The sequence below is a fragment of the Streptomyces hawaiiensis genome, from assembly GCF_004803895.1.
Classification (GTDB): domain Bacteria; phylum Actinomycetota; class Actinomycetes; order Streptomycetales; family Streptomycetaceae; genus Streptomyces; species Streptomyces hawaiiensis.
On sequence record NZ_CP021978.1, the window covers coordinates 2,231,547 to 2,255,060 of the forward strand.

General features: G+C 70.3%; 21 protein-coding genes. 11 read left to right on the forward strand and 10 right to left on the reverse strand.

Annotated elements, in window-relative coordinates:
• The first annotated feature begins 19 nt into the window (after window positions 1-19).
• Window positions 20-571 (forward strand): YceI family protein, encoded by a 552-nt coding sequence (locus CEB94_RS10315; protein WP_175431899.1) that lies wholly within the window; start codon window positions 20-22, stop codon window positions 569-571.
• Window positions 572-639: 68 nt separating this feature from the next.
• Here CEB94_RS10315 and uvrA read toward each other — a convergent pair whose 3' ends face one another.
• Window positions 640-3,666: an excinuclease ABC subunit UvrA gene (gene uvrA / locus CEB94_RS10320; protein ID WP_175431900.1), complete on the reverse strand. Its 3,027-nt coding sequence runs from the start codon at window positions 3,664-3,666 to the stop codon at window positions 640-642.
• A 222-nt stretch (window positions 3,667-3,888) separates the two neighbouring features.
• Between uvrA and CEB94_RS10325 the strand changes: the two genes are divergently transcribed.
• From CEB94_RS10325 to CEB94_RS10345, 5 genes are all read left to right on the forward strand, one after another.
• A complete protein-coding gene (locus CEB94_RS10325) occupies window positions 3,889-4,578 on the forward strand; it encodes a maleylpyruvate isomerase family mycothiol-dependent enzyme (RefSeq protein ID WP_175431901.1) in 690 nt (229 codons plus the stop codon).
• A 55-nt stretch (window positions 4,579-4,633) separates the two neighbouring features.
• Window positions 4,634-5,290, forward strand: coding sequence for an MBL fold metallo-hydrolase (locus CEB94_RS10330; RefSeq protein WP_175431902.1), 657 nt, complete (start codon window positions 4,634-4,636; stop codon window positions 5,288-5,290).
• Window positions 5,291-5,666: 376 nt separating this feature from the next.
• On the forward strand, window positions 5,667-6,536 hold the full coding sequence (locus CEB94_RS10335) for an ABC transporter substrate-binding protein (protein WP_175431903.1): 870 nt from the start codon (window positions 5,667-5,669) through the stop codon (window positions 6,534-6,536).
• The gene (locus tag CEB94_RS10340) at window positions 6,533-7,429 is read left to right on the forward strand and encodes an amino acid ABC transporter permease (protein WP_175431904.1); all 897 of its coding nucleotides are present in this window, start codon (window positions 6,533-6,535) and stop codon (window positions 7,427-7,429) included. The genes CEB94_RS10335 and CEB94_RS10340 overlap by 4 nt, the downstream gene beginning before the upstream one ends.
• The gene (locus tag CEB94_RS10345) at window positions 7,426-8,178 is read left to right on the forward strand and encodes an amino acid ABC transporter ATP-binding protein (protein ID WP_175431905.1); all 753 of its coding nucleotides are present in this window, start codon (window positions 7,426-7,428) and stop codon (window positions 8,176-8,178) included. Before CEB94_RS10340 ends, CEB94_RS10345 begins: the two co-directional genes overlap by 4 nt.
• Before the next feature lie 55 nt (window positions 8,179-8,233).
• On the opposite strand, the gene aroQ is transcribed toward CEB94_RS10345, so the two are convergent.
• The gene (aroQ, locus tag CEB94_RS10350) at window positions 8,234-8,707 is read right to left on the reverse strand and encodes a type II 3-dehydroquinate dehydratase (RefSeq protein WP_175431906.1); all 474 of its coding nucleotides are present in this window, start codon (window positions 8,705-8,707) and stop codon (window positions 8,234-8,236) included.
• Between the two features lie 277 nt (window positions 8,708-8,984).
• Here aroQ and CEB94_RS10355 point away from each other — a divergent pair, with 277 nt between their 5' ends.
• Both CEB94_RS10355 and CEB94_RS10360 read left to right on the forward strand, forming a co-directional pair.
• Window positions 8,985-10,031, forward strand: a complete 1,047-nt coding sequence (locus CEB94_RS10355) for a S66 family peptidase (RefSeq protein WP_175436958.1) — start codon at window positions 8,985-8,987, stop codon at window positions 10,029-10,031.
• Between the two features lie 94 nt (window positions 10,032-10,125).
• Window positions 10,126-11,400, forward strand: a complete 1,275-nt coding sequence (locus CEB94_RS10360) for an MFS transporter (RefSeq protein ID WP_175431907.1) — start codon at window positions 10,126-10,128, stop codon at window positions 11,398-11,400.
• Window positions 11,401-11,465: 65 nt separating this feature from the next.
• Here CEB94_RS10360 and CEB94_RS10365 read toward each other — a convergent pair whose 3' ends face one another.
• The 7 genes from CEB94_RS10365 to CEB94_RS10395 form a co-directional block, all read right to left on the reverse strand.
• Entirely contained in the window at window positions 11,466-12,566 is a 1,101-nt protein-coding gene (locus tag CEB94_RS10365) for a calcium:cation antiporter (RefSeq protein ID WP_175431908.1), read from the reverse strand.
• Window positions 12,567-12,638: 72 nt separating this feature from the next.
• On the reverse strand, window positions 12,639-12,941 hold the full coding sequence (locus CEB94_RS10370; protein ID WP_175431909.1) for a hypothetical protein: 303 nt from the start codon (window positions 12,939-12,941) through the stop codon (window positions 12,639-12,641).
• Window positions 12,942-13,072: 131 nt separating this feature from the next.
• Entirely contained in the window at window positions 13,073-14,074 is a 1,002-nt protein-coding gene (locus tag CEB94_RS10375) for a TerC family protein (RefSeq protein ID WP_175431910.1), read from the reverse strand.
• A gap of 222 nt (window positions 14,075-14,296) precedes the next feature.
• On the reverse strand, window positions 14,297-16,321 hold the full coding sequence (locus CEB94_RS10380; RefSeq protein WP_175431911.1) for a TerD family protein: 2,025 nt from the start codon (window positions 16,319-16,321) through the stop codon (window positions 14,297-14,299).
• A 76-nt stretch (window positions 16,322-16,397) separates the two neighbouring features.
• Window positions 16,398-16,976 carry a TerD family protein gene (locus CEB94_RS10385; protein WP_175431912.1) on the reverse strand — a complete coding sequence of 193 codons (579 nt, stop codon included), beginning with the start codon at window positions 16,974-16,976 and terminating at the stop codon, window positions 16,398-16,400.
• A 138-nt stretch (window positions 16,977-17,114) separates the two neighbouring features.
• A complete protein-coding gene (gene uvrB, locus CEB94_RS10390; RefSeq protein ID WP_175431913.1) occupies window positions 17,115-19,253 on the reverse strand; it encodes an excinuclease ABC subunit UvrB in 2,139 nt (712 codons plus the stop codon).
• Window positions 19,254-19,293: 40 nt separating this feature from the next.
• Window positions 19,294-20,160, reverse strand: a complete 867-nt coding sequence (locus tag CEB94_RS10395) for an MHYT domain-containing protein (protein ID WP_175431914.1) — start codon at window positions 20,158-20,160, stop codon at window positions 19,294-19,296.
• A 289-nt stretch (window positions 20,161-20,449) separates the two neighbouring features.
• Between CEB94_RS10395 and CEB94_RS10400 the strand changes: the two genes are divergently transcribed.
• On the forward strand, window positions 20,450-21,322 hold the full coding sequence (locus tag CEB94_RS10400; protein WP_175431915.1) for a glycerophosphodiester phosphodiesterase: 873 nt from the start codon (window positions 20,450-20,452) through the stop codon (window positions 21,320-21,322).
• Window positions 21,323-21,374: 52 nt separating this feature from the next.
• Window positions 21,375-21,929 (forward strand): methylated-DNA--[protein]-cysteine S-methyltransferase, encoded by a 555-nt coding sequence (locus CEB94_RS10405; RefSeq protein WP_175431916.1) that lies wholly within the window; start codon window positions 21,375-21,377, stop codon window positions 21,927-21,929.
• 56 nt (window positions 21,930-21,985) lie between these two features.
• On the opposite strand, the gene CEB94_RS10410 is transcribed toward CEB94_RS10405, so the two are convergent.
• Window positions 21,986-22,414 carry a VOC family protein gene (locus CEB94_RS10410; protein ID WP_175431917.1) on the reverse strand — a complete coding sequence of 143 codons (429 nt, stop codon included), beginning with the start codon at window positions 22,412-22,414 and terminating at the stop codon, window positions 21,986-21,988.
• 106 nt (window positions 22,415-22,520) lie between these two features.
• On the opposite strand from CEB94_RS10410, the gene CEB94_RS10415 reads away from it, so the two are divergent.
• Window positions 22,521-23,429: a pseudouridine-5'-phosphate glycosidase gene (locus CEB94_RS10415; RefSeq protein WP_175431918.1), complete on the forward strand. Its 909-nt coding sequence runs from the start codon at window positions 22,521-22,523 to the stop codon at window positions 23,427-23,429.
• The last annotated feature ends 85 nt before the right edge of the window (window positions 23,430-23,514 follow it).

A 23,514-nucleotide genomic window follows, 5' to 3' on the forward strand; every position in this document is an offset into this window, starting at 1 on the left:
GGCTCGCACAGTGGAGGGCATGACGAATGACACCGCCATCACCGCCCTGCCGCTGGCCTCCGGTCAGTGGGCCCTCGACCCGTTCCACTCCTCCGTGAACTTCACCATCCGGCACCTGGGCATCGCCAAGGTGCGGGGGCGCTTCGAGCGGCTGGAGGCCGAACTGTTCGTCGGGGAGCGGATCGAGGACGTGCGGGTCTCCGCGACCGTCGACCTGGCCTCGGTCAACACCGGCAACGCCGACCGGGACGGGCACGTCCGCGCCTCCGACCTGCTGGACGTGGAGAAGCGCCCGACGATGACGTACCGCTCGACGCGGGTGTCGGGCGAGGGTGAGGACTGGGCCATGGAGGGCGAGCTGACGATCGGCGACGTGACCCGCCCGGTGACCTTCGCCGTGGAGTTCGGCGGACTGGTCGAGGTGCCCATGGACGGCAGCCGGCACGCCGGGTTCGAGGCGACGGGCGAGATCCGGCGCGGCGATTTCGGACTGGACTTCGCCCCCGGTCTGCTCGGCGAAGTGGTCAAGATCCAGCTCGACATGCAGTTCGTGGAGCCGAAGACGGCCTGACCGCGCACCGAACGCGCCGTGCCCCACAGGAGGTTGCCTGTGGGGCACGGCGCGTGCAGCAGGAGACCTCAGGCCTTGCCGGCCCTGGTCGTCTTCTTAGCGGCGGCCTTGGTGGTCTTGGCCGCCGTCTTCTCGGTGGCCGTGCTGTTGACCGTCTTGGTGGCGGTCTTGCGGGCCGATGCCGTCTTGGCCGCGACCGTCTTGCGGGCCGTCGTCTTGCGCGGCGCCTTCACCGAGGACGCGTCGCTGACGCGGTCGGCGCCGAGGACCTCCCGCAGGAACTTGCCGGTGTGGCTGGCCGGGACTCCGGCCACCTGCTCGGGTGTGCCCTCGGCGACGACCAGACCGCCGCCGGCGCCGCCTTCGGGGCCCATGTCGACGATCCAGTCGGCGGTCTTGATCACGTCGAGGTTGTGTTCGATGACGATGACCGTGTTGCCCTTGTCGACCAGTCCGGACAGGACCGTCAGCAGCTTGCTGATGTCCTCGAAGTGCAGGCCGGTGGTCGGCTCGTCCAGGACGTAGACCGTGCGGCCGGTGGAGCGCTTCTGCAGTTCGCTGGCGAGCTTCACGCGCTGCGCCTCACCGCCGGACAGGGTGGTCGCGGCCTGGCCGAGGCGGACATAGCCGAGGCCGACGTCCTTCAGCGTGTTGAGGTGCCGGGCGATCGCGGGGACCGCTTCGAAGAAGTCGGTGGCCTCCTCGATCGGCATGTTCAGCACCTCGGCGATGGACTTGCCCTTGTAGTGGACCTCCAGGGTCTCCCGGTTGTACCGGGCGCCGTGGCAGACCTCGCACGGGACGTAGACGTCCGGGAGGAAGTTCATCTCGATCTTGATGGTGCCGTCGCCCGAGCAGTTCTCGCAGCGTCCGCCCTTGACGTTGAAGGAGAAGCGGCCGGGCATGTAGCCGCGGACCTTCGCCTCGGTCGTCTCGGCGAACAGCTTGCGGACGTGGTCGAAGACGCCGGTGTACGTGGCCGGGTTGGAGCGGGGGGTGCGGCCGATGGGCGACTGGTCCACGTGCACGACCTTGTCGACGAGGTCGTCGCCGTCCACGCGCGTGTGCCGCCCGGGCACGCTCCGGGCGCCGTTCAGCTCGCGGGCCAGGTGCGTGTACAGGATGTCGTTGACCAGCGTCGACTTGCCGGAGCCGGACACTCCGGTGACGGCGGTGAACACGCCCAGGGGGAACGAGACGTCGATGTCCTGGAGGTTGTTCTCCCGGGCGCCGTGCACCGTGAGCTGCCGGGACGGGTCCAGCGGGCGGCGGATGTCGGGCAGCGGGATGGCTTTCTTGCCGGACAGGTACTGCCCGGTCTGCGACTCGTCGTTGGCGAGCAGCCCCTTCAGGGAGCCGCTGTGCACGACCTTGCCGCCGTGCTCACCGGCGCCGGGGCCGATGTCGACGACCCAGTCGGCCATCTTGATCGTGTCCTCGTCGTGCTCGACGACGATGAGCGTGTTGCCCATGTCGCGCAGCCGGACCAGGGTCTCGATCAGCCGGTGGTTGTCGCGCTGGTGCAGACCGATGGACGGCTCGTCGAGGACGTACAGGACGCCGACGAGGCCGGAGCCGATCTGGGTGGCCAGGCGGATGCGCTGGGCCTCGCCGCCGGAGAGGGTGCCGGCCGCGCGGTTCAGCGAGAGGTAGTCCAGGCCGACGTCGACCAGGAACCGCAGCCGCTCGTTGACCTCCTTCAGCACGCGCTCGGCGATCTTCTTGTCGCGGGCGGTGAGCTTGAGTTCGCCCAGGAAGTCCGCGCAGTCACTGATGGACATCGCGGAGACCTCGGCGATGGACTTGTCCATGATCGTGACCGCGAGGACGATCGGCTTCAGGCGCGTGCCCTCACAAGTGGGGCACGGCACCTCGCGCATGTAGCCCTCGAAGCGCTCGCGGCTGGAGTCGCTCTCGGCCTCGCTGTGCCGGCGCTTGACGAAGGGGACGGCACCCTCGAAGGCCGTGGTGTACCGGCGCTCACGCCCGTAGCGGTTGCGGTAGCGGACCTCGACCTGGGTCTTGTGGCCGTGGAGCAGGGCCTTCCTGGCGCGCTGCGGCAGGCCCGCGAAGGGGATGTCCGTACGGAAGCCCAGCGCGTCGGCGAGGGCGCCGATCAAGCGGCCGAAGTAGTCCTTGGTGTGGCCGTGCGACCAGGGGTGGATGGCGCCCTCGTCGAGGCTCTTGTCCGGGTCCGGGACGATCAGCTCCGGGTCGACCTCCATGCGCGTGCCGATGCCGGTGCAGTCCGGGCAGGCGCCGAAGGGCGAGTTGAAGGAGAAGGAGCGCGGCTCCAGCTCCTCGAAGGACAGGTCGTCGTACGGGCAGTACAGGTGCTCCGAGAACATGCGCTCGCGCTCGGGGTCGTCCTCGGGGAGGTCGACGAAGTCGAGCACGACCATGCCGCCGGACAGACCGAGGGCGGTCTCGACGGAGTCGGTGAGGCGGCGCTTGGCGCCGTCCTTCACCGTGAGACGGTCGACGACCACCTCGATGGTGTGCTTCTCCTGCTTCTTCAGCGTGGGCGGGTTCGACAGCTGGATCGTCTCGCCGTCCACCCGCGCGCGGGAGTAGCCCTTGGTCTGGAGGTCGGCGAAGAGGTCGACGAACTCGCCCTTGCGCTCGCGCACCAGCGGCGAGAGCACCTGGAAGCGGCTGCCCTCGGGCAGCTCCAGGACCCGGTCGACGATGGCCTGCGGCGACTGGCGGGTGATCGGGCGGCGGCACTGCGGGCAGTGCGGCTTGCCGATGCGCGCGAAGAGCAGACGCAGGTAGTCGTAGACCTCGGTGATGGTGCCGACCGTGGAGCGCGGGTTGCGCGAGGTCGACTTCTGGTCGATGGAGACGGCCGGGGAAAGGCCCTCGATGAAGTCGACGTCCGGCTTGTCCATCTGGCCGAGGAACTGCCGGGCGTACGAGGAGAGGGACTCCACGTAGCGCCGCTGTCCCTCCGCGAAGATGGTGTCGAAGGCCAGCGAGGACTTGCCCGACCCCGACAGGCCCGTGAAGACGATGAGCGAGTCGCGCGGGAGGTCGAGCGAGACGTTCTTGAGGTTGTGCTCGCGCGCTCCACGGACGATGAGACGGTCGGCCACGCCGGTCCGCACCTTTCTTGAGAGAAGTGACAGGGGCGGGGCCCCCGTCTTTCTCAGACTAGGGGAGGCCACTGACAACGCCGGACGGATTCACGGGTTGCCAACAAACCCCGGCTCTCCAGCATGCCCGACGCCACGTCCGACCATATAGCACGTGCTTTCGATTTATGGCACTGCTTCACCACCTTCACCCGAAGGAGTGGCGGAGTTAGGGTCAGCACCATGATTGATCACGCTCATGACCTGGCGTCTGTACGTGACGCGACGGAACGGCTGCTGACCGCAGTCGGCAAACTGGACAACGCCTCTGTGACCCACCCGTCACGGCTGCCCGGCTGGAGCCGCGGCCATGTCCTGGCCCACCTCGCCCGCAACGCGGACGCCCTCGTGAACGTGCTCGAGGGGCGCCCCATGTACGTCTCCGGGGAAACCCGGGACGCCGACATCGAGCGGGACGCCCCGCGCGGCATCGATCTCCAGCTCGACGACCTGCGCGAGAGCGCGGCCCGCTTCCAGTCCGCCGGGGACGCTCCGGCGGACTGGTCGCGCACCGTGGAGCTGCGCAACGGGGTCACGGACTCCGCCTCCCGGGTGCCGTTCCGGCGGTGGGCCGAGGTGGAGCTGCATCATGTGGACCTGGGGATCGGGTACGAGCTGGAGGATCTGCCGGCGGAGTTCACCGAGCGGGAGATCGACTTTCTCGCCGACCGGTTCGCCGGGCATCCCGACGTACCGTCCACTCGCCTCACGGACGGCACGCGCGCGTGGAGCACGGGACGGGAGGCGGCGAGCGGACCGGAGGTGACCGTCACGGGCTCGCCGGCGGACCTGCTGGGCTGGCTCGCCGGCCGCAGCACCGGGGCCGCGCCGGCGGTGGAGGGGGGTCCGCTGCCCGCGCTGCCGCCTCTCTAGGACCGCTTCCCCGGCCGCGGGACCGGGGCCACTCTCCCGCTATAGGCTGGCGGACATGACGTACAGCGGAGAGGTGACGGTCGGCGGACCGGCCGATGTGCACGAGCTCGCGGACCTGATGATCACCAAGATCGCGGTGGGTCCGATGAACAACAACGCCTATCTGCTGCGCTGCCGGGCCACGGACGAGCAGTTGCTGATCGACGCCGCGAACGAGGCGGGCACACTGCTCGGCATGATCGGTGACGACGGCATCGCGTCCGTCGTCACGACTCACCAGCACGGCGACCACTGGCAGGCGCTCGCCGAGGTCGTGGCGGCCACCGGCGCCCGAACCTACGCGGGCCGGGAGGACGCCGACGGCATCCCCGTACGGACCGACGTGCGGGTCGACGACGGCGACACCATCCGGGTGGGGCGCGTGGAACTCACCGCGCGCCACCTGGTCGGGCACACACCCGGTTCGATCGCCCTCGTCTACGACGACCCGCACGGGCATCCCCATGTGTTCACCGGGGACTGCCTGTTCCCCGGCGGCGTGGGCAACACGCACAAGGACCCGGAGGCGTTCGCCCGTCTCCTTCATGACGTCGAGACCAAGATCTTCGGTGCTCTCCCGGACGAGACCTGGGTGTACCCGGGGCACGGCAACGACACGAGCCTGGGCGCGGAGCGCCCGCACCTGCCGGAGTGGCACGCGCGCGGGTGGTGAAGCCGCGCGGGTGGTGAGGACGGGCACGAGTGGTGCGTGACTGCGCGGGGCGCGAACGCGTGGGGTGGTGAGCCGCGCCCGCGCCCCGTGTGAATCGTTCGCACATACGAGGGTCGCACGTGCGCTCCCTTCCTCTGTGGTTGCGCAGTCAACTGGTATCAGCCCCGCGCAGGATGACGGCTCCTGAGCGGATGGGCCGCCGGCCTGTCGATCCCCGCCCTCGGCCGGCGGCCCCGGCACCGGCACCGGCACCGGCACCTGCCGAACACGGCGCCGTTCGAGGCCCGTTCACGTGATCGCAACACCCGTTCCCACGATCCGGACAGATGGTGCCGTGACCTCGACAAACGGGACCGCCGACTGTCAATCTCCCGCCATGCATCCTGCCCCGCGTGTCCTGCGCCGCGCCGCCGCCGTCGTTCTCCTCGCCGCCGCCGTGAGCTGCGCTCCGCAGCCGGAGGAGGCCGGCAAGCCGTCGTCCTCCGCCGGGAGCGCGTGCCAGAAGGGCGAGTTGGCCACCCGGACCTCGGACAAGCTGACGATCGCCACCGACGAGCCCGCCTACGAGCCCTGGTTCAAGGACGACGAGCCCGCCAACGGCAAGGGCTTCGAGTCGGCGGTCGCCTACGCCGTCGCCGGACAGCTCGGCTACGCCAAGGACAAGGTCGCCTGGCAGACGGTCCCCTTCAACAAGGCCTTCGCGCCCGGCGAGAAGACCTTCGACTTCGACATCAACCAGGTGTCCGTCAGCGAGGAGCGCAAGAAGGCCGTGGACTTCTCCACCGGCTACTACGACGTGCGCCAGGCCGTCGTCGCGTTGAAGGGCTCCAAGGCCGCGAAGGCGAAGAGCATCGCGGACCTGAGGGGCGTGAAGCTGGGCGCGCAGGTCGGCACCACCAGCCTCGACTACATCGACGCCGTGGTGCGGCCCACGCAGGCCGCGGCCGTCTACGGCAAGAACGACCAGGCCAAGTCCGCGCTGAAGAACGGCCAGGTCGACGCCATCGTCGTCGACCTGCCGACCGCCTTCTACATCACCGGGGCCGAGGTCACCGACGCGACAATCGTCGGTCAGTTCGAGCACCAGGGCGGCACGCCGGAGCAGTTCGGTCTCGTGCTCGACAAGGGCAGCGCGCTCACCTCCTGCGTCTCGCGGGCCGTGGACGCCCTGCGCGAGGACGGCACGCTCGCGAAGATCGAGCAGCAGTGGCTGTCGGACGCCGTCGACGCACCGGTGCTCAAGTGACCCTGAACAAGGCAGAGCCGGGCTCCGGCGAGCACGATGCGGCGGACGACTACGTCCCGTCGCAGCGGCGCCTGGACCGGGAGCGCTACCAGCGCGCCCGCGCCCGGCGCGCGACGGCGATCGGCGCGCTCTCGACCCTCGTCACCGCGGTCGTCCTCTACCTGGTCGTCGTCAGCGCCCCGGGCTGGCCGCGCACCAAGGAGACCTTCTTCGACTGGGGGTACGCACGCGAGGCGCTCCCGAAGGTCCTGGAAGGACTGTGGCTGAACGTCCGGCTGCTGCTGGTCTGCGGGGCCGCGGTGCTCGTCCTCGGCATGCTGATCGCCGTCGCCCGTACGCTGCGCGGCCCGGTGTTCTTCCCTCTGCGCTTCCTGGCCGCCGCGTACACGGACTTCTTCCGGGGGCTGCCGCTCATCATCAACCTGATGATCGTGGTCCTCGGCGTCCCGGCGCTGCGGCTCCAGGGGGTGACCGTCGACCCGGTGCTGCTCGGCGGCACCGCGCTGACCCTGACGTACTCGGCGTATGTCGCCGAGGTGTTCCGCGCCGGCATCGAGTCCGTGCACCCCTCGCAGCGCGCAGCGGCCCGCTCGCTGGGACTGAGCAACCGGCAGGCACTGCGGTACGTGGTGCTGCCCCAGGCGGTGCGCCGCCAGGTGCCGCCGCTGCTGAACGACCTGGTGTCGCTGCAGAAGGACACCGGGCTCGTCTCGATCGGCGGTGCGGTGGACGCCGTACGGGCCGCCGACATCATCGTCGGCCGCAGCCTCAACTACACGCCGTACATCGTCGCGGGTCTGGTCTTCGTCGCGCTGACCATCCCCATGACCCGCTTCACGGACTGGGTGACGGCACGGATGGACCGCCGGCAGGCCCAGGGAGGAGCCACATGAGCGAGACGCCCGTGCTGCGCATGGAGTCCGTCCGCAAGACCTTCGGCGACTCGGTCGTCCTGCGGGACGTCGACCTGGAGGTCGCCCCCCACACGGTCACCGCGCTGATCGGCGCCTCCGGCTCCGGCAAGTCCACACTGCTGCGGTGCGCCAACCTGCTGGAGGAGATCGACGACGGGGCGATCTGGCTGGACGACGAGGAGATCACCGACCCGCGCGCCGACCAGGACGCGGTGCGCCGCCGGATCGGCGTGGTCTTCCAGGCGTACAACCTGTTTCCGCACATGACGGTCCTGGACAACATCACGCTCGCCCCGCGCCGCGTGCACGGGGTGCCCCGAGCCGAGGCGGAGGCACGCGCGCGTGAACTGCTGGAGCGGCTGGGGCTGGGCGGGAAGGCGGGCGAGTACCCGGACCGGCTGAGCGGCGGACAGCAGCAGCGCGTGGCGATCGTCCGCTCCCTGGCCGTACGTCCCCGGCTGCTGCTGCTCGACGAGATCACCGCCGCCCTCGATCCCGAGCTGGTGGGCGAGGTCCTCACCGTCGTCCGCGGACTGAAGGACGAGGGCATGACCATGGTGCTGGCCACCCACGAGATGGGCTTCGCCCGGGAGGTCGCCGACCAGGTGTGCTTCCTGGACGGCGGGGTGGTGCTGGAACGCGGCACCGCCGAGCAGGTGTTCGGGGATCCGCAGCAGGAGCGCACGCGGCGCTTCCTGCGGCGGATCGTGGAGGCGGGGAGGCTGTAGGAAGGCGGGCTGTAAGGGGCGTCCGCCATGGCCTGCGGGGCTTACCGGCAACGGCTCACGTGTCCGCCTTGCCCGCCCCCGCCAGCGCCGCGACGCGCTCCACGCCGAACACGTACCCCTGCACCCCGCAGCCCGCGATGACCCCGTCGGCGCGCAGCGAGACGTACGAGTGGTGCCGGAACGCCTCACGCTGGTGGATGTTGGAGATGTGGACCTCCAGCACCGGCAGGCCGTCACAGGTGTTGAGGGCGTCCAGGATGGCGACGGAGGTGTGCGAATAGGCACCGGGGTTGATCACGATGCCGCAGTGGTTCAGCCGCGCCTCGTGGATCCAGTCGACCAGTTCGCCCTCGTGGTTGGACTGGCGGAAGTCGACCGTGCCGCCGTGCGCGGCCGCCGCCTTGGCGCACAGGGCCTCGACGTCGGCGAGGGTGTCGGAGCCGTAGATCTCCGGCTGGCGCTGGCCGAGGAGGTTCAGGTTGGGGCCGTTGAGGATCATGATCGGGGCGTGGGCCAGGGTGCGGGGCACGGTTCCTCCGGTCCGTTCAGGGTCGGGCGGCCCGTGGCGGACCACCGCTCAGAGCCGGTCTATCACGGTGCGTGCGCTGGTCTTCTCTCGGTGCATGCGCCGTTCTTGCCTAGATGCGCGCGCTGGTCTCGTCTTGGTGCGTGCGCCCGTCCTGTCTCGATGTCGCCCGCCGATCTCGTCTCAGCGCGGCGCATCGAGCTTGTCCTGGTGCGCACGGGGCCCGTTTATCACGGTGCGCCGGCAGCCCACCGGGCCGTAGCCTCCCGGTATGACGAGCCTGACCAGCCCGGTCTATCCGCCCAAGCCGTCCCCCGGTGACCGCATCGCCGTGATCTCGCCCTCCTCGGGTCTGCCGGGGCTCTTCCCGCTCCCCTACGAGCTGGGCCTGGAGCGGCTGCGCAAGGAGTACGGGCTGGAGCCGGTGGAGTATCCGGCGACCTGCACGATGGGCTCCACGCCCCAGGAGCGGGCCGACGACATCCACGCCGCCTTCGCCGACCCGGAGATCAAGGCCGTCATCGCGTCGATCGGCGGCGACGACCAGATCACCGTGCTGCCGTACCTGGACCGGGAGTTGATCCGGGCCAACCCGAAGCCGTTCTTCGGTATGAGCGACAACACGAACCTGCTCGCGTTCCTGCGCACCTGCGGCATCGTCGGCTTCCACGGCGGGAGCGTGATGTGCGAACTGGGCCGACCGGGGGCCATGCATCCGCAGACCGCCGAGTCCCTGCGCGCCGCCCTGTTCACCTCGGGACCGTACGAGTTGAGGCCCGCCGAGCGGTGGCGTGACACCGACCGGGACTGGGCGGACCCGGCGACCTTCGACGCGGAGCCGGAGACCCGGCCCGGCACCGGCTGGACCTGGGTGAACCCCGACCGGGTCATAGAAGGCCGTAGTTGGGGCGGCTGCCTGGAGATCGTCGCCTGGCTGCTGATGGCCGACCGGGAGATCGCGCGCGACCTGTCCGAGTACGACGGCGGCGTGCTGCTCATGGAGACCTCGGAGGACATGCCGAGCGCCACGGAGGTCTTCCACACCCTGCGCGGCATGGGCGAGCGCGGGCTGCTGAGGCGCTTCTCTGCCCTGCTGATGGGCCGACCGAAGACCTGGTGCTTCGAGCGGCCCAACACCCCGGAGGAGGCCGCTCGTTACGCGGCCGACCAGCGGGAGGCCGTCCTGCGCGCCATGCGGACGTACGCCCCCGAGGCCACGATCGTCTTCGACGTGGACTTCGGGCACACCGATCCGCAACTGGTGATCCCCTACGGCGGCACCGTGCGTATGGACGGACCCGCCCGGCGCATCACGGTCACGTACTGAGGGCCCCCAAGCCCTCCGCGCGCCCCCGTAACCGGCGGTCACGGTGGGTGGTTGACGCGGCATGCACGACGTACGCACCGTAAGGGCACCCTCCATGCCGCGCCTCGCGGCCGCCTCACTCGCCGGCACTGCCATCGAGTTCTACGACTTCTTCGTCTACGGCACCGCGGCGGCCCTGATCCTGGGGCCGCTGTTCTTCCCGACCTTCTCCCCGGTGGCCGGGACGCTGGCCGCCTTCGCCACCTTCGGTGTGGGCTTCGTGGCCCGGCCGCTCGGGGCGGTGCTGTTCGGGCACATCGGGGACCGGCGGGGGCGGCGGCCGGTCCTCGTCGCCTCCCTGCTGCTGACCGGGGCCTCCACGGTCGCGGTCGGCTGCGTGCCGACGTACGACACGATCGGCGTGGCCGCTCCCCTACTGCTCCTGGTGCTGCGCTTCCTCCAGGGGCTGGGGCTCGGCGGGGAGTGGGGCGGGGCGGTGCTGCTGGCGGTGGAGCACGCGCCGGCCGAGCGGCGCGCCCTGTGGTCGAGCTTCCCGCAGGTCGGGCCCGCGCTGGGGTTCCTGCTCGCCAACGGTGTGGTGCTGGGGCTGTCCTCGACACTGACCGAGGCGCAGTTCGCCGCGTGGGGGTGGCGGGTGCCGTTCTGGGCGGCGGGGGTGCTGGCCGTCGTGGGACTGTGGCTGCGGTCGTCGCTCACCGAGAGCCCCAGCTTCCTCGAGATCGACGACCACGCGCGCGTGCCGCTCGCCGAGGTCGTCCGCGACCACTGGCGGCTCCTCCTGCTGACCGGCGGCGGACTCGCGATCGGCTACGCGATCTTCTACGCCGTGACGACCTGGTCCCTCGCCTACGGGACGGAGCGGCTCGGGGTGAGCCGCAACGTCATGCTGACCTGCATCATGGGCGCGGTGCTCGTGAAGGGTGCGCTCACCCCGCTGATGGCGCTGCTCGGAGACCGCTACGGCCGGCGGCCGCTGTGCCTGGCCGGGTGTACGGCCGCCGCCCTGTGGATGTTCCCGATGGTCGCGCTCCTCGCCACCGGGGCACCGCTGCCGATGTTCCTGGGCTTCCTCGGGGCGATGCTCGCGTTCATCACGATGTTCGCCGTGATCGCCGCGTATCTGCCGGAGCTGTACGAGCCGCGGGTGCGCTGCACCGGCGCCGCCGTCGGCTACAACCTCGGAGGAGTGATCGGAGGCGCGCTCACACCGATCGTGGCGACCGCCCTGGCCGAGCAGGGCGGGCGGGTGCCGTGGGGTGTGGCGGCGTATCTGACGGTGATCGCTCTGTTCAGCCTGGGGTGCTTCGCGTTGCTGCCGGAGACGCGTCCGGTGCGGGTGGGTGCGGCTGCGGAGGTCGCTCCGGGGTGAGCCGGGCCGGGGCTCCTGGTGCCGTGCCGGTGCGCGCAAGCGATTGCGTGAGCGTTTGCGCGCGCTTACGGGTTGATCGCCAGCTCCAGGTAGGCCGCGAACAGCACCAGGTGGACCCCGCCCTGGAGCGGCGTGGCCCGACCCGGCACCACGGTCAGCGAGGCCACCACCACGGTCAGGGCGAGCAGCACCATGTGGGTGGCGCCGAGGCCGAGGACGAGCGGGCCGGAGAGCCAGAGGGAGGCAAGTGCGACGGCGGGAATGGTCAGTCCGATGCTGGCCATGGCGGAGCCGAGGGCGAGGTTCAGGCTGGTCTGCACGCGGTCGCGGCGGGCGGAGCGCAGGGCGGCGATCGTCTCCGGGAGCAGTACCAGCAGCGCGATGATCACTCCGACGACGGCATGGTGGAGCCCGGCGGCCTCCACTCCGGACTCGATGGTGGGCGAGACGCCCTTGGCCAGGCCGACCACGCCCACCAGGGCCAGGCCGAGCAGGGCCAGGCTGATCCGGGCGGTGTGGGTGGTCGGCGCCTCGGCGTGCTCCTCGGTGGTGATCACCTCGCCGTGCCGGGTGATCGGCAGGAAGTAGTCCCGGTGCCGCACGGTCTGCGTGGTGACGAACAGGCCGTACAGGATCAGCGAGGACAGCGCCGCGAAGGTCAGCTGGACGGTGGAGAACTCGGGCCCCGGCTTGCTCGTGGTGAACGTCGGCAGGACCAGGCTGAGCGTGGCCAGGGTCGCGACGGTGGCGAGTGCGGCGCCGGTGCCCTCCGGGTTGAAGACGGCCGTACCGTGCCGCAGCGAGGCCACCAGGAGGCACAGGCCCACGATGCCGTTGCAGGTGATCATCACGGCCGCGAAGACGGTGTCCCGGGCCAGGGTCGAGCTCTTCTCGCCGCCATCGGCCATCAGGGTGACGATGAGGGCGACCTCGATGATCGTGACCGCGACGGCGAGCACGAGGGAGCCGAACGGCTCACCGACCCGATGAGCCACCACTTCCGCGTGGTGCACGGCGGCCAGGACGGCTCCCGCGAGGACCAGGGTCACCAGGGCGACGACCGCGACCGGTAGATCTCGACCCCAGGTCAGGACCAGCAGCACCGCCGCGAGCAGGGGCACCAGGGTCGTCCACTGAGCCGCGAGCCGCCTGTGCCGAGCGATCATGGAGAGATCGTCGCAGACGTGCAGGGGCCCCGCACTCCGGTCACGCCGGGCCCCCGGGGACGTCCTGTCGGGCTACTTGAGGTCGCGCACGTCCAGGACGTCGCAGTTGGTGAACACCCGCTCGCCCGTGCTGAGCGAGTCCAGCCGCTCCGCCATCCTGCTCGTCTCGGGGTCGTCGCTGTTGCGCATGGCCTCCTCGAACGACTCGAACTCGATCAGCGCCAGATAGCGGTTGGGCCTGTCCCGGTCCTTCAGCAGCATGCTGTGGGTGGGGCCTCCCGTCCGGTCGGCGTTGCGCTGCCCCGCCTCCTCGAGCACCTGCTGCATCTCCTCCAGGCGCTCGGTCTCGAAGTCGATGATCTGTACGAACTTCATGGAGCCTCCAGCCGGCCAGGGCGCCCCCGGGCCTGGGGAACGCGCTCAGGAACCAAGCAAGCACCGGGGCCGGTGGTCGGCAATTCGCCGACCACCGGCCCCGGTGATGATTGTTCCTGCGTCCGGCGCGGTCAGACGTCGATGCTGTCCTTCGGAGCGTCTCCGCTCTTCCCCTGCGCCGCTTCGGCCTCCGCCTGCTTCTTGGAAGCTCGCAGGCTGGTGATCGTGGTGACGATCAGGACGGAACAGATCACGCCGAGCGAGACCGGAATGCTGATCTCGGGGACATGCACCCCGGACTCGTGCAGCGCGTGCAGCACCAGCTTCACGCCGATGAAGCCAAGGATGATCGACAGGCCGTAGCTGAGGTGGACCAGCTTCCTCAGCAGACCGCCGATGAGGAAGTACAGCTGGCGCAGACCCATCAGGGCGAACGCGTTGGCCGTGAAGACGATGTACGGGTCCTGGGTCAGACCGAAGATCGCGGGGATGGAGTCGAGGGCGAACAGCACGTCGGTGGTGCCGATGGCCAGCATCACGACCAGCATCGGGGTCATGACCCGCTTGCCGTTCTCCTCGATCCACAGCTTGGTGCCGTGGTACCGGTCCGCCACGCCGAAGCGGCGCTCGGCGGCCTTGAGCAGCTTGTTCTCCTCGAACTCCTCGTCCTCCTCGTCGGCCCGGGCCTCCTGGATGAGCTTCCAGGCGGTGTAGATGAGGAAGGCGCCGAAGATGTAGAACACCCACGCGAAGCTCGCGAGGATCGCCGCACCGGCGGCGATGAAGATCGCTCGCAGGACCAGGGCGATGAGAACACCGATCAGCAGCACCCGCTGCTGGTACTGCGACGGCACCGCGAACTTCGCCATGATCAGGACGAAGACGAAGAGGTTGTCGACGCTCAGCGACTTCTCGGTGATGAAGCCGGCGAAGAACTCACCGGCGGGCTGGCCGCCGGCGAACAGGAGCAGGCCGAACCCGAAGAGGGCGGCCAGAACGATCCAGACGACCGTCCAGATTCCGGCTTCCTTGATCGAAACGTCGTGCGGCTTGCGGCCGATGAAGAAGTCGACCGCTATCAGGGCGGCGAGCCCCACGATCGTCAGGACCCATAGGGTCATGGAAACATCCACTGCGCCTCCGGCAGTCGTAACGGCAAATGTCAGCGTCGTCGCTGCCGGAGGTCTCTTCCACCCAATGATGGGCCGACGCCCCGGGATCTGGCCTGATCCGTATTGACGGGTACGCCGCAGCAGACAGGGAGTACTCCCCTCCGTGCCGTCAACAGTACCCCAATCACCAAGAACAGGTAAAGCGCTTGGCAAAGAAAGGCCAAAACCCCTGGTCAGGTTGGTTTACCTGAACTTGGTGCGGGCGGCGGCGACCTGGGTGAGCACCTGCTGGAGGACCTGGCTGCCGGGCGGCACGAGCGACGGCTCGTACGTCCAGGCATGACCGACCCACGGGTCGGCGAGGTGATCGTCGGCCACCGGTGTCAGTCGCAGCAGCGAACGCCACAGCGGGTCGAGCAAAGGCCCGTACCCGGAGGACTCCTCCCGGTCGGCCACCATCATCAGATGGACGCCGAAGGCGGGGCCCTCGTCGGCGAGGTAGCGCAGCTGGTTCACCGCCCGGTCGTCGAAACCGTGCGGGAAGTCGTTGACGATCAGGAGCTGCTGGGAGGTGTCGAAGCCGGGCGGGAGGGAGTCGGCGGCGCCGCCCCGGACCGCCATCTGCACCAGGTCGACCCGTTGGGTGAGCCGGCCCAGTACGTCCGCCACCCCGGCGGCGCCGAGCGCGGGCGGGGCCGCGAGCACACCGGTCTGCACGAGGGGCGCCAGCGGCTGCGCTCCCGAGCCGGCCGGGTCGATGACATGGACGGTGAACTCGCCCGCCGGGTAGACGGCGAGCAGCCGGGCCGCGTGCGCGACCGCCGTCTCCATGGCGAGACGGCTCATGGCCTGGGAGTCGGTGAACGAGCCGTCGGACGATCCGGCCGGTGCGCTGTCGATCCACAGGCCGCGCTCCAGCGGCAGCCGGACCAGCATCGGGATGCGGATCCGGTCGGCCTCGGGGAGGTGGAGGTCGCCCAGGCGCAGGGCCATGGGGATCTCCATCGGCACCCGGTAGGCGTGCCACACCGGGTTGTCCCAGTGGGCGTACGCGGGTGGCAGTGCCGGTTCGACGACGTCGGCCTCGGCCTCGAGCTGGGTGAGGTCCCGGTCGAGGGCCTCCCGGGCCCGGGCGACGAGCTCGGCGTGCCGGGCCCGGGCCGCCTCCCGGGCGGCGTCGCCCTGCCCGCCGATCCTGCTGCGCGGGTCGGAGAGGACCTGCTCCAGCTCCTTGTCCATGCGGGACTCGGCGAAGTCGACGGCGCTGCGGTAGGCGGCGGTGGTGCGGGCCAGGTCCTCGAACATGCCCCACACCTGGTTGTAGAGCCGCTCCTCCATGGACCAGCCGGTCGCGTCGCCCGCGACGGGTTGTGCGGACTGCCCGGGTGCGGCCGGGGGCGCGGTCGGCGGAGGCGGGGGCGGAGCGGCGGTCCGGCGGCGGGGGTGGCTGTAGTCGATCGGGCCGCCGGCCGTGGGCGCGGACGGCTGGCTGACGGCGTTGGGGTCCGGCGTGGCGGCGGGATACGACGACTGCTGCGGAGCGGGCTGCCCGGGGCCGCCGGGCGTCTGACCGCCGGCGCTGTAGGGGGACATCGGTGGCACGGGACCGGACTGAGGCGTGGCGCCGCCCTGGTCCGGGCCGAGGGCGGGAGCCGCCGCCTGCCGGGAACGGTCGCCGTCCGCCGTGCGCGGCGGGGGCGCCTGCACCGAACGGGCCAGCCCCTGGGCCACCGCGTCGTTGATGGAGCCGGCCAGCTGGTGGGCCTGCGGCAGGCCCTGGTCGGTGAGGAGATCGGCGAGGCCCCCCGCGTAGCCCTGGCCGACGGCGCGCACCTTCCAGGCGCCCTGCCGGCGGTAGAGCTCCAGGGCGACGACCGCCGACTCGGCCTCCAGGCCGGTGATGGTGTAGCTGGCGACCTCGCCGCCGTCGAGGCCGGTGACGGCGACGAAGGGGGCCGCCACCACGCCGAAACGGACCGGGCCCGTCCCCCCGGCAGGCAGGGCGAGCAACACGCTCACCCGGTGGACGGCCTCCGGCACGGCGTCGAGATCCACCGCGAGGCGATGGTCGGCGGCGGCCTGCCGGGAGACCTCGAGACCCGGCTGGGTGGGTGCGCCCGGGTGGGCCACCCACTCCGCGCCGTGGATACGGCCGTTCTCGTCACCCAGCGCGGCCACGGCCACGATCGGCGTACCGGCCGAGACCCTGATCTCGAGACGGGCCTGGGAGAGCGGGTGGTTCTGCCCCCGCACCAGCTCCGCCGTCATCGCCTTCGTCCCCCTGTGTCGTTGTGTGGAGTCGGGTACTGCCCGCCGGGCCCGCCGGTCCGGGGCCCGAGTGCTCTCAGAGCACCGGCAGGATCGCCGGCATCAGGTCCTGGAAGGTACGGCCGTTGGCCGGGTTGCCCAGGGCCGTCATCGCCCAGCCCTGGCCGGAGCGGTGGACCTTGGCCATGATCTGGGCCGTGTACTGGCCGCCGCCGGCGAGCGTGTAGCGGGCGAGCTCCTGGCCGTTGGTCTCGTCGACCAGGCGGCAGAACGCGTTCTGCACCTCCTGGAAGGTCTGGCCCGTGAAGGAGTTCACGGTGAAGACGATCTGGTCGATGTGGACCGGGATCCGCGCGAGGTCGACGAGGATCGCCTCGTCGTCGCCGCCCTGGCCGACACCGCCGACGAGGTTGTCACCGGTGTGGCGCACCGAGCCGTCGTCGCTCACCAGGTGGCGGAAGAAGACGACGTCGACCGGCTGCTTGTCCGCGAACAGGACGGCGGAGGCGTCGAGGTCGACCTCTCGCGTGCGCGAGCCGAACAGGCCGCGCCGGGGAGCCGCCTGCCAGCCGAGACCCATGCGAACCGCAGTCAGGCTGCCGCCGTCGTTCTTCTGCAGACTGATGGCCTGACCCTTGGTCATGTTGACGGTCACGCGCTGATTCCCCTCTCGAACGTCCCCTGTTGCCGCGTGATCGCGGTTGCCAGAACCCTACGCAGGGGCACTGACAGCGACGTACCCCGGTCCGCACTTTGTGTCGGTGTTGCAACACTGCGCGTGCGCGGCGCTCTGTCAGGCCAGGCCCGCCTCCTTCATCTGGCGCAGTTCCTTCTTCATCTCGGAGACCTCGTCGCGCAGCCGGGCCGCGATCTCGAACTGGAGCTCCGCGGCGGCTGCCCGCATCCGCGTGGTGAGTTCCTCGATCTGCCCGGCCAGTTCCGCCGCGGGGCGGTCGGTCGGTACCGTCTCCTTGGCCTTGCCCTTCGCGGACCTGGCCGTCCCCGCGGCCTTGCCGAGGGACGGTACGGGCGCCTTGGTGCCCCCGCCGTCCTTCTTGGCATTGCGGTAGCCCGAGCCGAGCAGCTGCTCGGTGTCGACGTCCTCGCGGGCGATCTGGGCGACGATGTCGTTGATCTTCTTGCGGAGCGGCTGGGGGTCGATGCCCCGTTCCGTGTTGTACGCGACCTGCTTCTCGCGGCGCCGGTTGGTCTCGTCGATGGCCTTCTCCATCGCCGGGGTGATCTTGTCGGCGTACATGTGGACCTGGCCCGACACGTTGCGCGCGGCGCGGCCGATGGTCTGGATCAGGGACGTGCCGGAGCGCAGGAAGCCCTCCTTGTCGGCGTCCAGGATCGCCACCAGGGAGACCTCGGGCAGGTCGAGGCCCTCGCGCAGGAGGTTGATGCCGACCAGCACGTCGTACTCACCCGCGCGCAGTTCACGCAGCAGTTCGACACGGCGCAGGGTGTCGACGTCGCTGTGCAGATAGCGCACCTGGATGCCCAGCTCCAGGAAGTAGTCCGTGAGGTCCTCGGCCATCTTCTTGGTGAGCGTGGTGACCAGGACGCGCTCGTCCTTCTCGGTGCGCTGCCGGATCTCGTGCACCAGGTCGTCGATCTGGCCCTCGGTGGGCTTGACGACGACCTCCGGGTCGATGAGGCCGGTGGGGCGGATGATCTGCTCGACGACGCCGTCCGAGCGGGACATCTCGTAGGTACCCGGGGTGGCCGACAGGTAGACCGTCTGGTCGATGCGCTCCTGGAACTCCTCCCACTTCAGGGGGCGGTTGTCCAGGGCGGAGGGCAGCCGGAAGCCGTGGTCGACGAGGGTGCGCTTGCGGGAGGCGTCGCCCTCGTACATGGCGCCGATCTGCGGAACGGTGACGTGCGACTCGTCGATGACGAGCAGGAAGTCGTCCGGGAAGTAGTCGAGCAGGGTGTTGGGCGGGGAGCCGGGCAGGCGGCCGTCGAAGTGCATCGAGTAGTTCTCGACACCGGAGCAGGAGCCGATCTGGCGGAGCATCTCGAGGTCGTAGGTGGTGCGCATCCGCAGGCGCTGGGCCTCCAGGAGCTTGCCCTGCTTCTCCAGCTCCGCGAGGCGCTCGCCCAGCTCCTTCTCGATGTCGTTGACGGCCCGCTCCAGGCGCTCGGGTCCCGCGACGTAGTGGGAGGCCGGGAAGACGTAGAGCTGCTGGTCGTCGCTGATGATCTCGCCGGTGAGCGGGTGCAGGGTGGACAGCGCCTCGATCTCGTCGCCGAACATCTCGATGCGGACGGCCAGCTCCTCGTAGACCGGGAAGATCTCGATGGTGTCGCCGCGGACGCGGAAGGTGCCACGGGTGAACGCCATGTCGTTGCGCGTGTACTGGATGTCCACGAAGCGGCGCAGCAGCTCGTCGCGGTCGATCTCCTCGCCGACGCGGAGGGGGACCATGCGGTCCACGTACTCCTGCGGGGTGCCGAGGCCGTAGATGCAGGAGACCGAGGCGACCACGACGACATCGCGGCGGGTGAGCAGCGAGTTGGTCGCGGAGTGGCGCAGGCGCTCGACCTCCTCGTTGATCGAGGAGTCCTTCTCGATGTAGGTGTCCGACTGCGGGACGTACGCCTCGGGCTGGTAGTAGTCGTAGTACGAGACGAAGTACTCGACGGCGTTGTTCGGGAGCAGCTCGCGGAACTCGTTCGCCAGCTGGGCGGCCAGCGTCTTGTTCGGCGCCATCACGAGCGTGGGGCGCTGGAGCTTCTCGATCATCCACGCGGTGGTGGCGGACTTGCCGGTGCCGGTCGCGCCCAGCAGGACGACGTCCTTCTCGCCTGCCTGGACGCGCCGGGCGAGATCGGCGATGGCCGCCGGCTGGTCGCCGTTCGGCTGGTAGGAGCTGACGACCTCGAAGGGCGCCACCGTGCGTTCGATCTTGGAAACTGGCCGCATGGGATCCACCGTACGACCCCGCACTGACAACGGGCTCTGATCAGCGGTTCTGCGGGGTGCGGGAGCCCCGGTGCTCCACGGTGCGGCGGGGGCGGAACCGCAGGCGGTGGGCGGAGTGCCGGACGGGAGTGTGGGCGGGGATGCCGGGCTTGTGCTCGACGGGGACGACAGTGGGCTTCCCCATGACCATCAGCGGGTCGAACATCACCACGACGCCCGCGAGGAGCAAGAAGGCCAGCGGGCCGATCAGCATGGGCGCGAGCAGGGACGCGGGCGACTCTCCGGTGGTGGGTTCGGCCGTGCCGTGCAGGTGGACGCTGAGGGCGGCCATGCCGGTGTAGTGCATGCCGCTGACGGCGAGCCCCATGACGAGGCTGGCACCCACGCTCCACAGGAAGCCCCTGACCTGGCCGGCGGCCCACAGGGCGGCGGTGGCGGCGCCCATGGCGATGGCGACGGAGATGCCGACGGTGACGGTGTTGTACTCCAGCTTTCCGTCCAGGCTCATGCTGGCCATGCCGAGGTAGTGCATCGACGCAATGCCCAGGCCGGTGATGGTGCCGCCGGTGAACAGGGCCGTACCGCGGGCCCCCTTGTAGCCGACGATGAAGATCCCGACGCCCACCATGATGATCGCGACGGCCAGGCTCGCGAAGGTCATCGCCTTGTCGTAGTGGATCGGCGTCCCCCGGACCGTGAATCCCATCATCGCGACGAAGTGCATGGTCCATATGCCGGAGCCGATGGCGGCGGAGCCGAGGGCGAGCCAGCCGGGGCGCCACGACTGGGAGACGAGCATGGATCTCGTGGTGCAGCGCAGCCCCAGAGCGCCGCCGAGGCAGGCCATGAAGTAGGCCACGAGGGGTGTGACCAGGCCATAGCTGAATCCGTCGACCGTGCCCTGCATGCGCGGCTGCCCTTCCCGCCCGTGTACGTCCCGGAATTTCTGATGTGCGCCCCCTCCCAGGACCGCACGAGCGGTCAGGGTTGACGCAGAGAGTATGACCCCCACCGGAATGGTCGAACGACTTTCCGGCAAAGAAACACGCCCTTGCCGCAGTTGTGCGGTACCAGTGAGCGGAGTTGGGTCACCTCCGTTCAACGTGTGGCCATCCTGTACCCCTCTCGCGTTGACCCTCTGCTGTCACAGTTGTGCTGTCTGTGATGTCGCCGATCGCTCGTCGCGAGGAGTACGCATGCACGCGCGCGCTGTTGCCGCCTCGACCACCGCACTCCTGGGGACCGCCGCCCTGCTGGTCCCCGTCTCCCCCGCGCGGGCCGCGGGAGGTGCCACGTCGCCGCTGGTCATCGCGCACCGGGGTGCCTCCGCGTACGCGCCCGAGAACACCCTGGCCGCTGTGGACAGAGCGGCGGAGCTGGGCATCCGCTGGGTGGAGAACGACGTGCAGCGGACCAGGGACGGCGAGTTGGTCGTCATCCATGACGACAACCTGCGGCGCACCACCGACGCCGAGGAGGTCTTCCCCGGCCGGGCTCCCTGGAAGGTGAAGGACTTCACCGCCGCGGAGATCGCACGGCTGGACGCGGGCAGCTGGTTCGGACCCGCGCACGGGGGCGCGCGCGTGCCGACGCTGGAGCAGTTCGTGCACCGCTTGGAGCGTCATCATCAGAAGCTGCTCCTGGAGATCAAGAACCCGGAGCTGTACCCGGGCATCGAGCGGCAGACGCTGAAGGTCCTCAGCAACGAGGGCTGGCTCGACCGGTCGCATCTGGCGGGCCGGCTGATCGTGCAGAGTTTCAGCGCGGACAGCGTGCGAACGGTGCACGAGCTGAAGTCCGGCGTGAAGACGGGCCTCCTGGGGACGCCGGCGGTGTCGGACCTGCTCGACTGCGCGGAGTTCGCCGACCAGATCAACCCCTCGTACAGCTCGCTCTCCCGGGCGTACGTGTCCTCCGTGCAGGCGTTCGACGGCCCGCACGGCAGGCCGATGGAGGTGTTCGCCTGGACGGTCGACGACGCACGGACGGCCCAGCGGGTCGCCGGGTACGGGGTCGACGGGATCATCACGAACAAGCCGGATGTGGTGCGGAAGGCCGTCGGCGGCTGATCCCTCGTTGCGCCCGGGCGGCGATGTCAGTGGCGGGTCCTACTGTGGGCGCATGGAGAGCAGAGGGCAGGCCGAGCCGCGGATCGTGTGGGCGGTCGTCGAGAGCGGGATCGGGCCGTTGCTGCTGGCCGCGAGCCGGGACGGCCTGGTCAACGTCGTGTTCCACGCCACGGACGCGGTGCGGGACCGGACGGTCGAGCGGCTGGCGTCGCGGCTGGGCACCGAGCCCGTCGAGGCGCCCGGCTCCCCGCTGCTGGCCGAGGCGATACGCCAGATCGAGGCGTACTTCGCGGGTGCGCGACGCGACTTCGACCTGCCGCTCGACTGGTCGCTGATCTCCGGCTTCAACCGGGAGGTCCTGCGCGCACTGGCCTCGGGCGTGCCGTACGGCACGGTCGTCGGGTACGGCGACCTGGCCGGGCGGGTCGGCCAGCCGGGGGCCGCCCAGGCCGTGGGCATGGCGATGGGCGCCAATCCGCTGCCGGTGGTGGTGCCCTGTCACCGGGTCGTCGAGAGCGGCGGCGGCATCGGCGGCTTCGGAGGCGGCCTGGAGACCAAGCGGAGGCTGCTCGCCCTGGAAGGGGTGCTTCCCGAGCCGCTCTTCTGAGTACCGGTCCTGTCAGTGGTAGTGCCGAGTCCTGTCAGTGGTAGCGCCGAGCCCGGTCAGTCGTAGTGCCGGGCCTCGAAGACGTTGCCGTCCGGGTCGCGGAAGTAGAAGCTGCGGGTGGCCTTGCCCCGGGCTCCGAAAGAGTCGTGCGCGAGGTCGGACATCGGTACGGAGCGTTCCGCCAGGCGGCTGAGGAGGGCGTCGAAGCCGTCGCGGGGCAGCGACAGGCAGACGTGGTTGACCGGGTGCCCCGCGCTGTCGGCGGAGCCGGGCAGCATCGTCATGCGCGCCACGAAGCTCAGCGGCATGAGGTCGAGGATGGTCTCGTCGTTGACGCGCACGGAGGGGAACGGCACCTCACCCGCCGCGAATTCCGCGAGCCGGACGGCCTCCAAGCCGACGGCCTTCTCGTAGAAGTCTGCGGCGGCGAGCGGGTCGCGCACCCAGAGGACGACGTGGTCAAGACGTGCTGTGTGGTCCGTCATGCACCCCAGGCTCGTGACGACTCGGTCGGCCCGCAAGGGTTTGGCCCGGCGCGCCGCCCGCCAGAGATGAGGGAAGACGACTGACCGGCTGACAGGAGGCAGGCGCGTGGTGCTGGTGGTGTCCGAGGAAGTGCGGGAGGCGATCGACGCGCGCCGGCCGGTCGTGGCCCTGGAGTCCACGATCATCGCCCACGGGCTGCCGCGGCCGCGCAACCTCCGGGTGGCGCTGGAGCTGGAGACGGCCGTGCGCCAGGAGGGCGCGGTGCCCGCCACGATCGCCGTGCTGGACGGGCGCCCTCATGTGGGCCTGGACAAGGAGCAGCTGGAACGGGTCGCGAACGAGGACGGGATCCGCAAGCTCGGCCACCGTGACCTGCCGCTCGCGGCGGCGTCCGGGGCGAGCGGGGCGACCACGGTGTCGGCGACCGCGCTGCTCGCGGCGCTGGCGGGCGTGCGGGTCTTCGCGACGGGCGGGCTCGGCGGGGTGCACCGGGAGTGGACGGTGACGCAGGACGAGTCGGCCGACCTGGGGCTGCTGGCGCGCACGCGCGTCACGGTGGTGTGTGCCGGGGTGAAGTCGATCCTGGACGTGCCCGCGACCCTGCAGCGGCTGGAGACGCTGGGTGTCGCCGTGGCCGGATACGGCACCGACCGGTTCCCCGGCTTCTACCTCTCGGACTCGGGGCATCCGGTGGACTGGACGCTGGGGACGCCGGAGCAGGTGGCGGGCGTCATGCGGGCCCAGGGCGCGCTCGGCGGGCCGGAGTCGGCTCTGATCGTCGCCAACCCCGTCCCCGAGGAGGAGCAGCTCGATCCGGAGCTGCACGCGCGCGTGCTCGCGGACGCGCTGCACGCGTGCGAGGAGGAGGGGATCACCGGCCAGGCGGTCACGCCCTTCCTGCTCGACTATCTGGTGCGGCACACGGACGGCGCCTCCTTGAGCGCCAACCTGGCGGCGGTCCGCGGCAATGTACGCCTGGCGGCCCGGATCGCGGCGGCCTGGGCCCGGAGATGACGGCGGACGGCGGCGCGGGACCGGGTTCCAGGGGCGCGAGCTCGACGGTGACCGGCACCGGCTCGGCGGTGACCGGCACCGGCTC

Bases quoted from the DNA above. Each gene is read 5' to 3' on its own strand.
- CEB94_RS10315 (WP_175431899.1), top strand. From the start codon at position 20: ATGACGAATGACACCGCCATCACCGCCCTGCCGCTGGCCTCCGGTCAG.
- CEB94_RS10325 (WP_175431901.1), top strand. From the start codon at position 3,889: ATGATTGATCACGCTCATGACCTGGCGTCTGTACGTGACGCGACGGAA.
- CEB94_RS10330 (WP_175431902.1), top strand. From the start codon at position 4,634: ATGACGTACAGCGGAGAGGTGACGGTCGGCGGACCGGCCGATGTGCAC.
- CEB94_RS10335 (WP_175431903.1), top strand. From the start codon at position 5,667: ATGCATCCTGCCCCGCGTGTCCTGCGCCGCGCCGCCGCCGTCGTTCTC.
- CEB94_RS10345 (WP_175431905.1), top strand. From the start codon at position 7,426: ATGAGCGAGACGCCCGTGCTGCGCATGGAGTCCGTCCGCAAGACCTTC.
- CEB94_RS10360 (WP_175431907.1), top strand. From the start codon at position 10,126: ATGCCGCGCCTCGCGGCCGCCTCACTCGCCGGCACTGCCATCGAGTTC.
- CEB94_RS10365 (WP_175431908.1), bottom strand. From the start codon at position 12,566: ATGATCGCTCGGCACAGGCGGCTCGCGGCTCAGTGGACGACCCTGGTG.
- CEB94_RS10370 (WP_175431909.1), bottom strand. From the start codon at position 12,941: ATGAAGTTCGTACAGATCATCGACTTCGAGACCGAGCGCCTGGAGGAG.
- CEB94_RS10380 (WP_175431911.1), bottom strand. From the start codon at position 16,321: ATGACGGCGGAGCTGGTGCGGGGGCAGAACCACCCGCTCTCCCAGGCC.
- uvrB (WP_175431913.1), bottom strand. From the start codon at position 19,253: ATGCGGCCAGTTTCCAAGATCGAACGCACGGTGGCGCCCTTCGAGGTC.
- CEB94_RS10395 (WP_175431914.1), bottom strand. From the start codon at position 20,160: ATGCAGGGCACGGTCGACGGATTCAGCTATGGCCTGGTCACACCCCTC.
- CEB94_RS10400 (WP_175431915.1), top strand. From the start codon at position 20,450: ATGCACGCGCGCGCTGTTGCCGCCTCGACCACCGCACTCCTGGGGACC.
- CEB94_RS10405 (WP_175431916.1), top strand. From the start codon at position 21,375: ATGGAGAGCAGAGGGCAGGCCGAGCCGCGGATCGTGTGGGCGGTCGTC.
- CEB94_RS10410 (WP_175431917.1), bottom strand. From the start codon at position 22,414: ATGACGGACCACACAGCACGTCTTGACCACGTCGTCCTCTGGGTGCGC.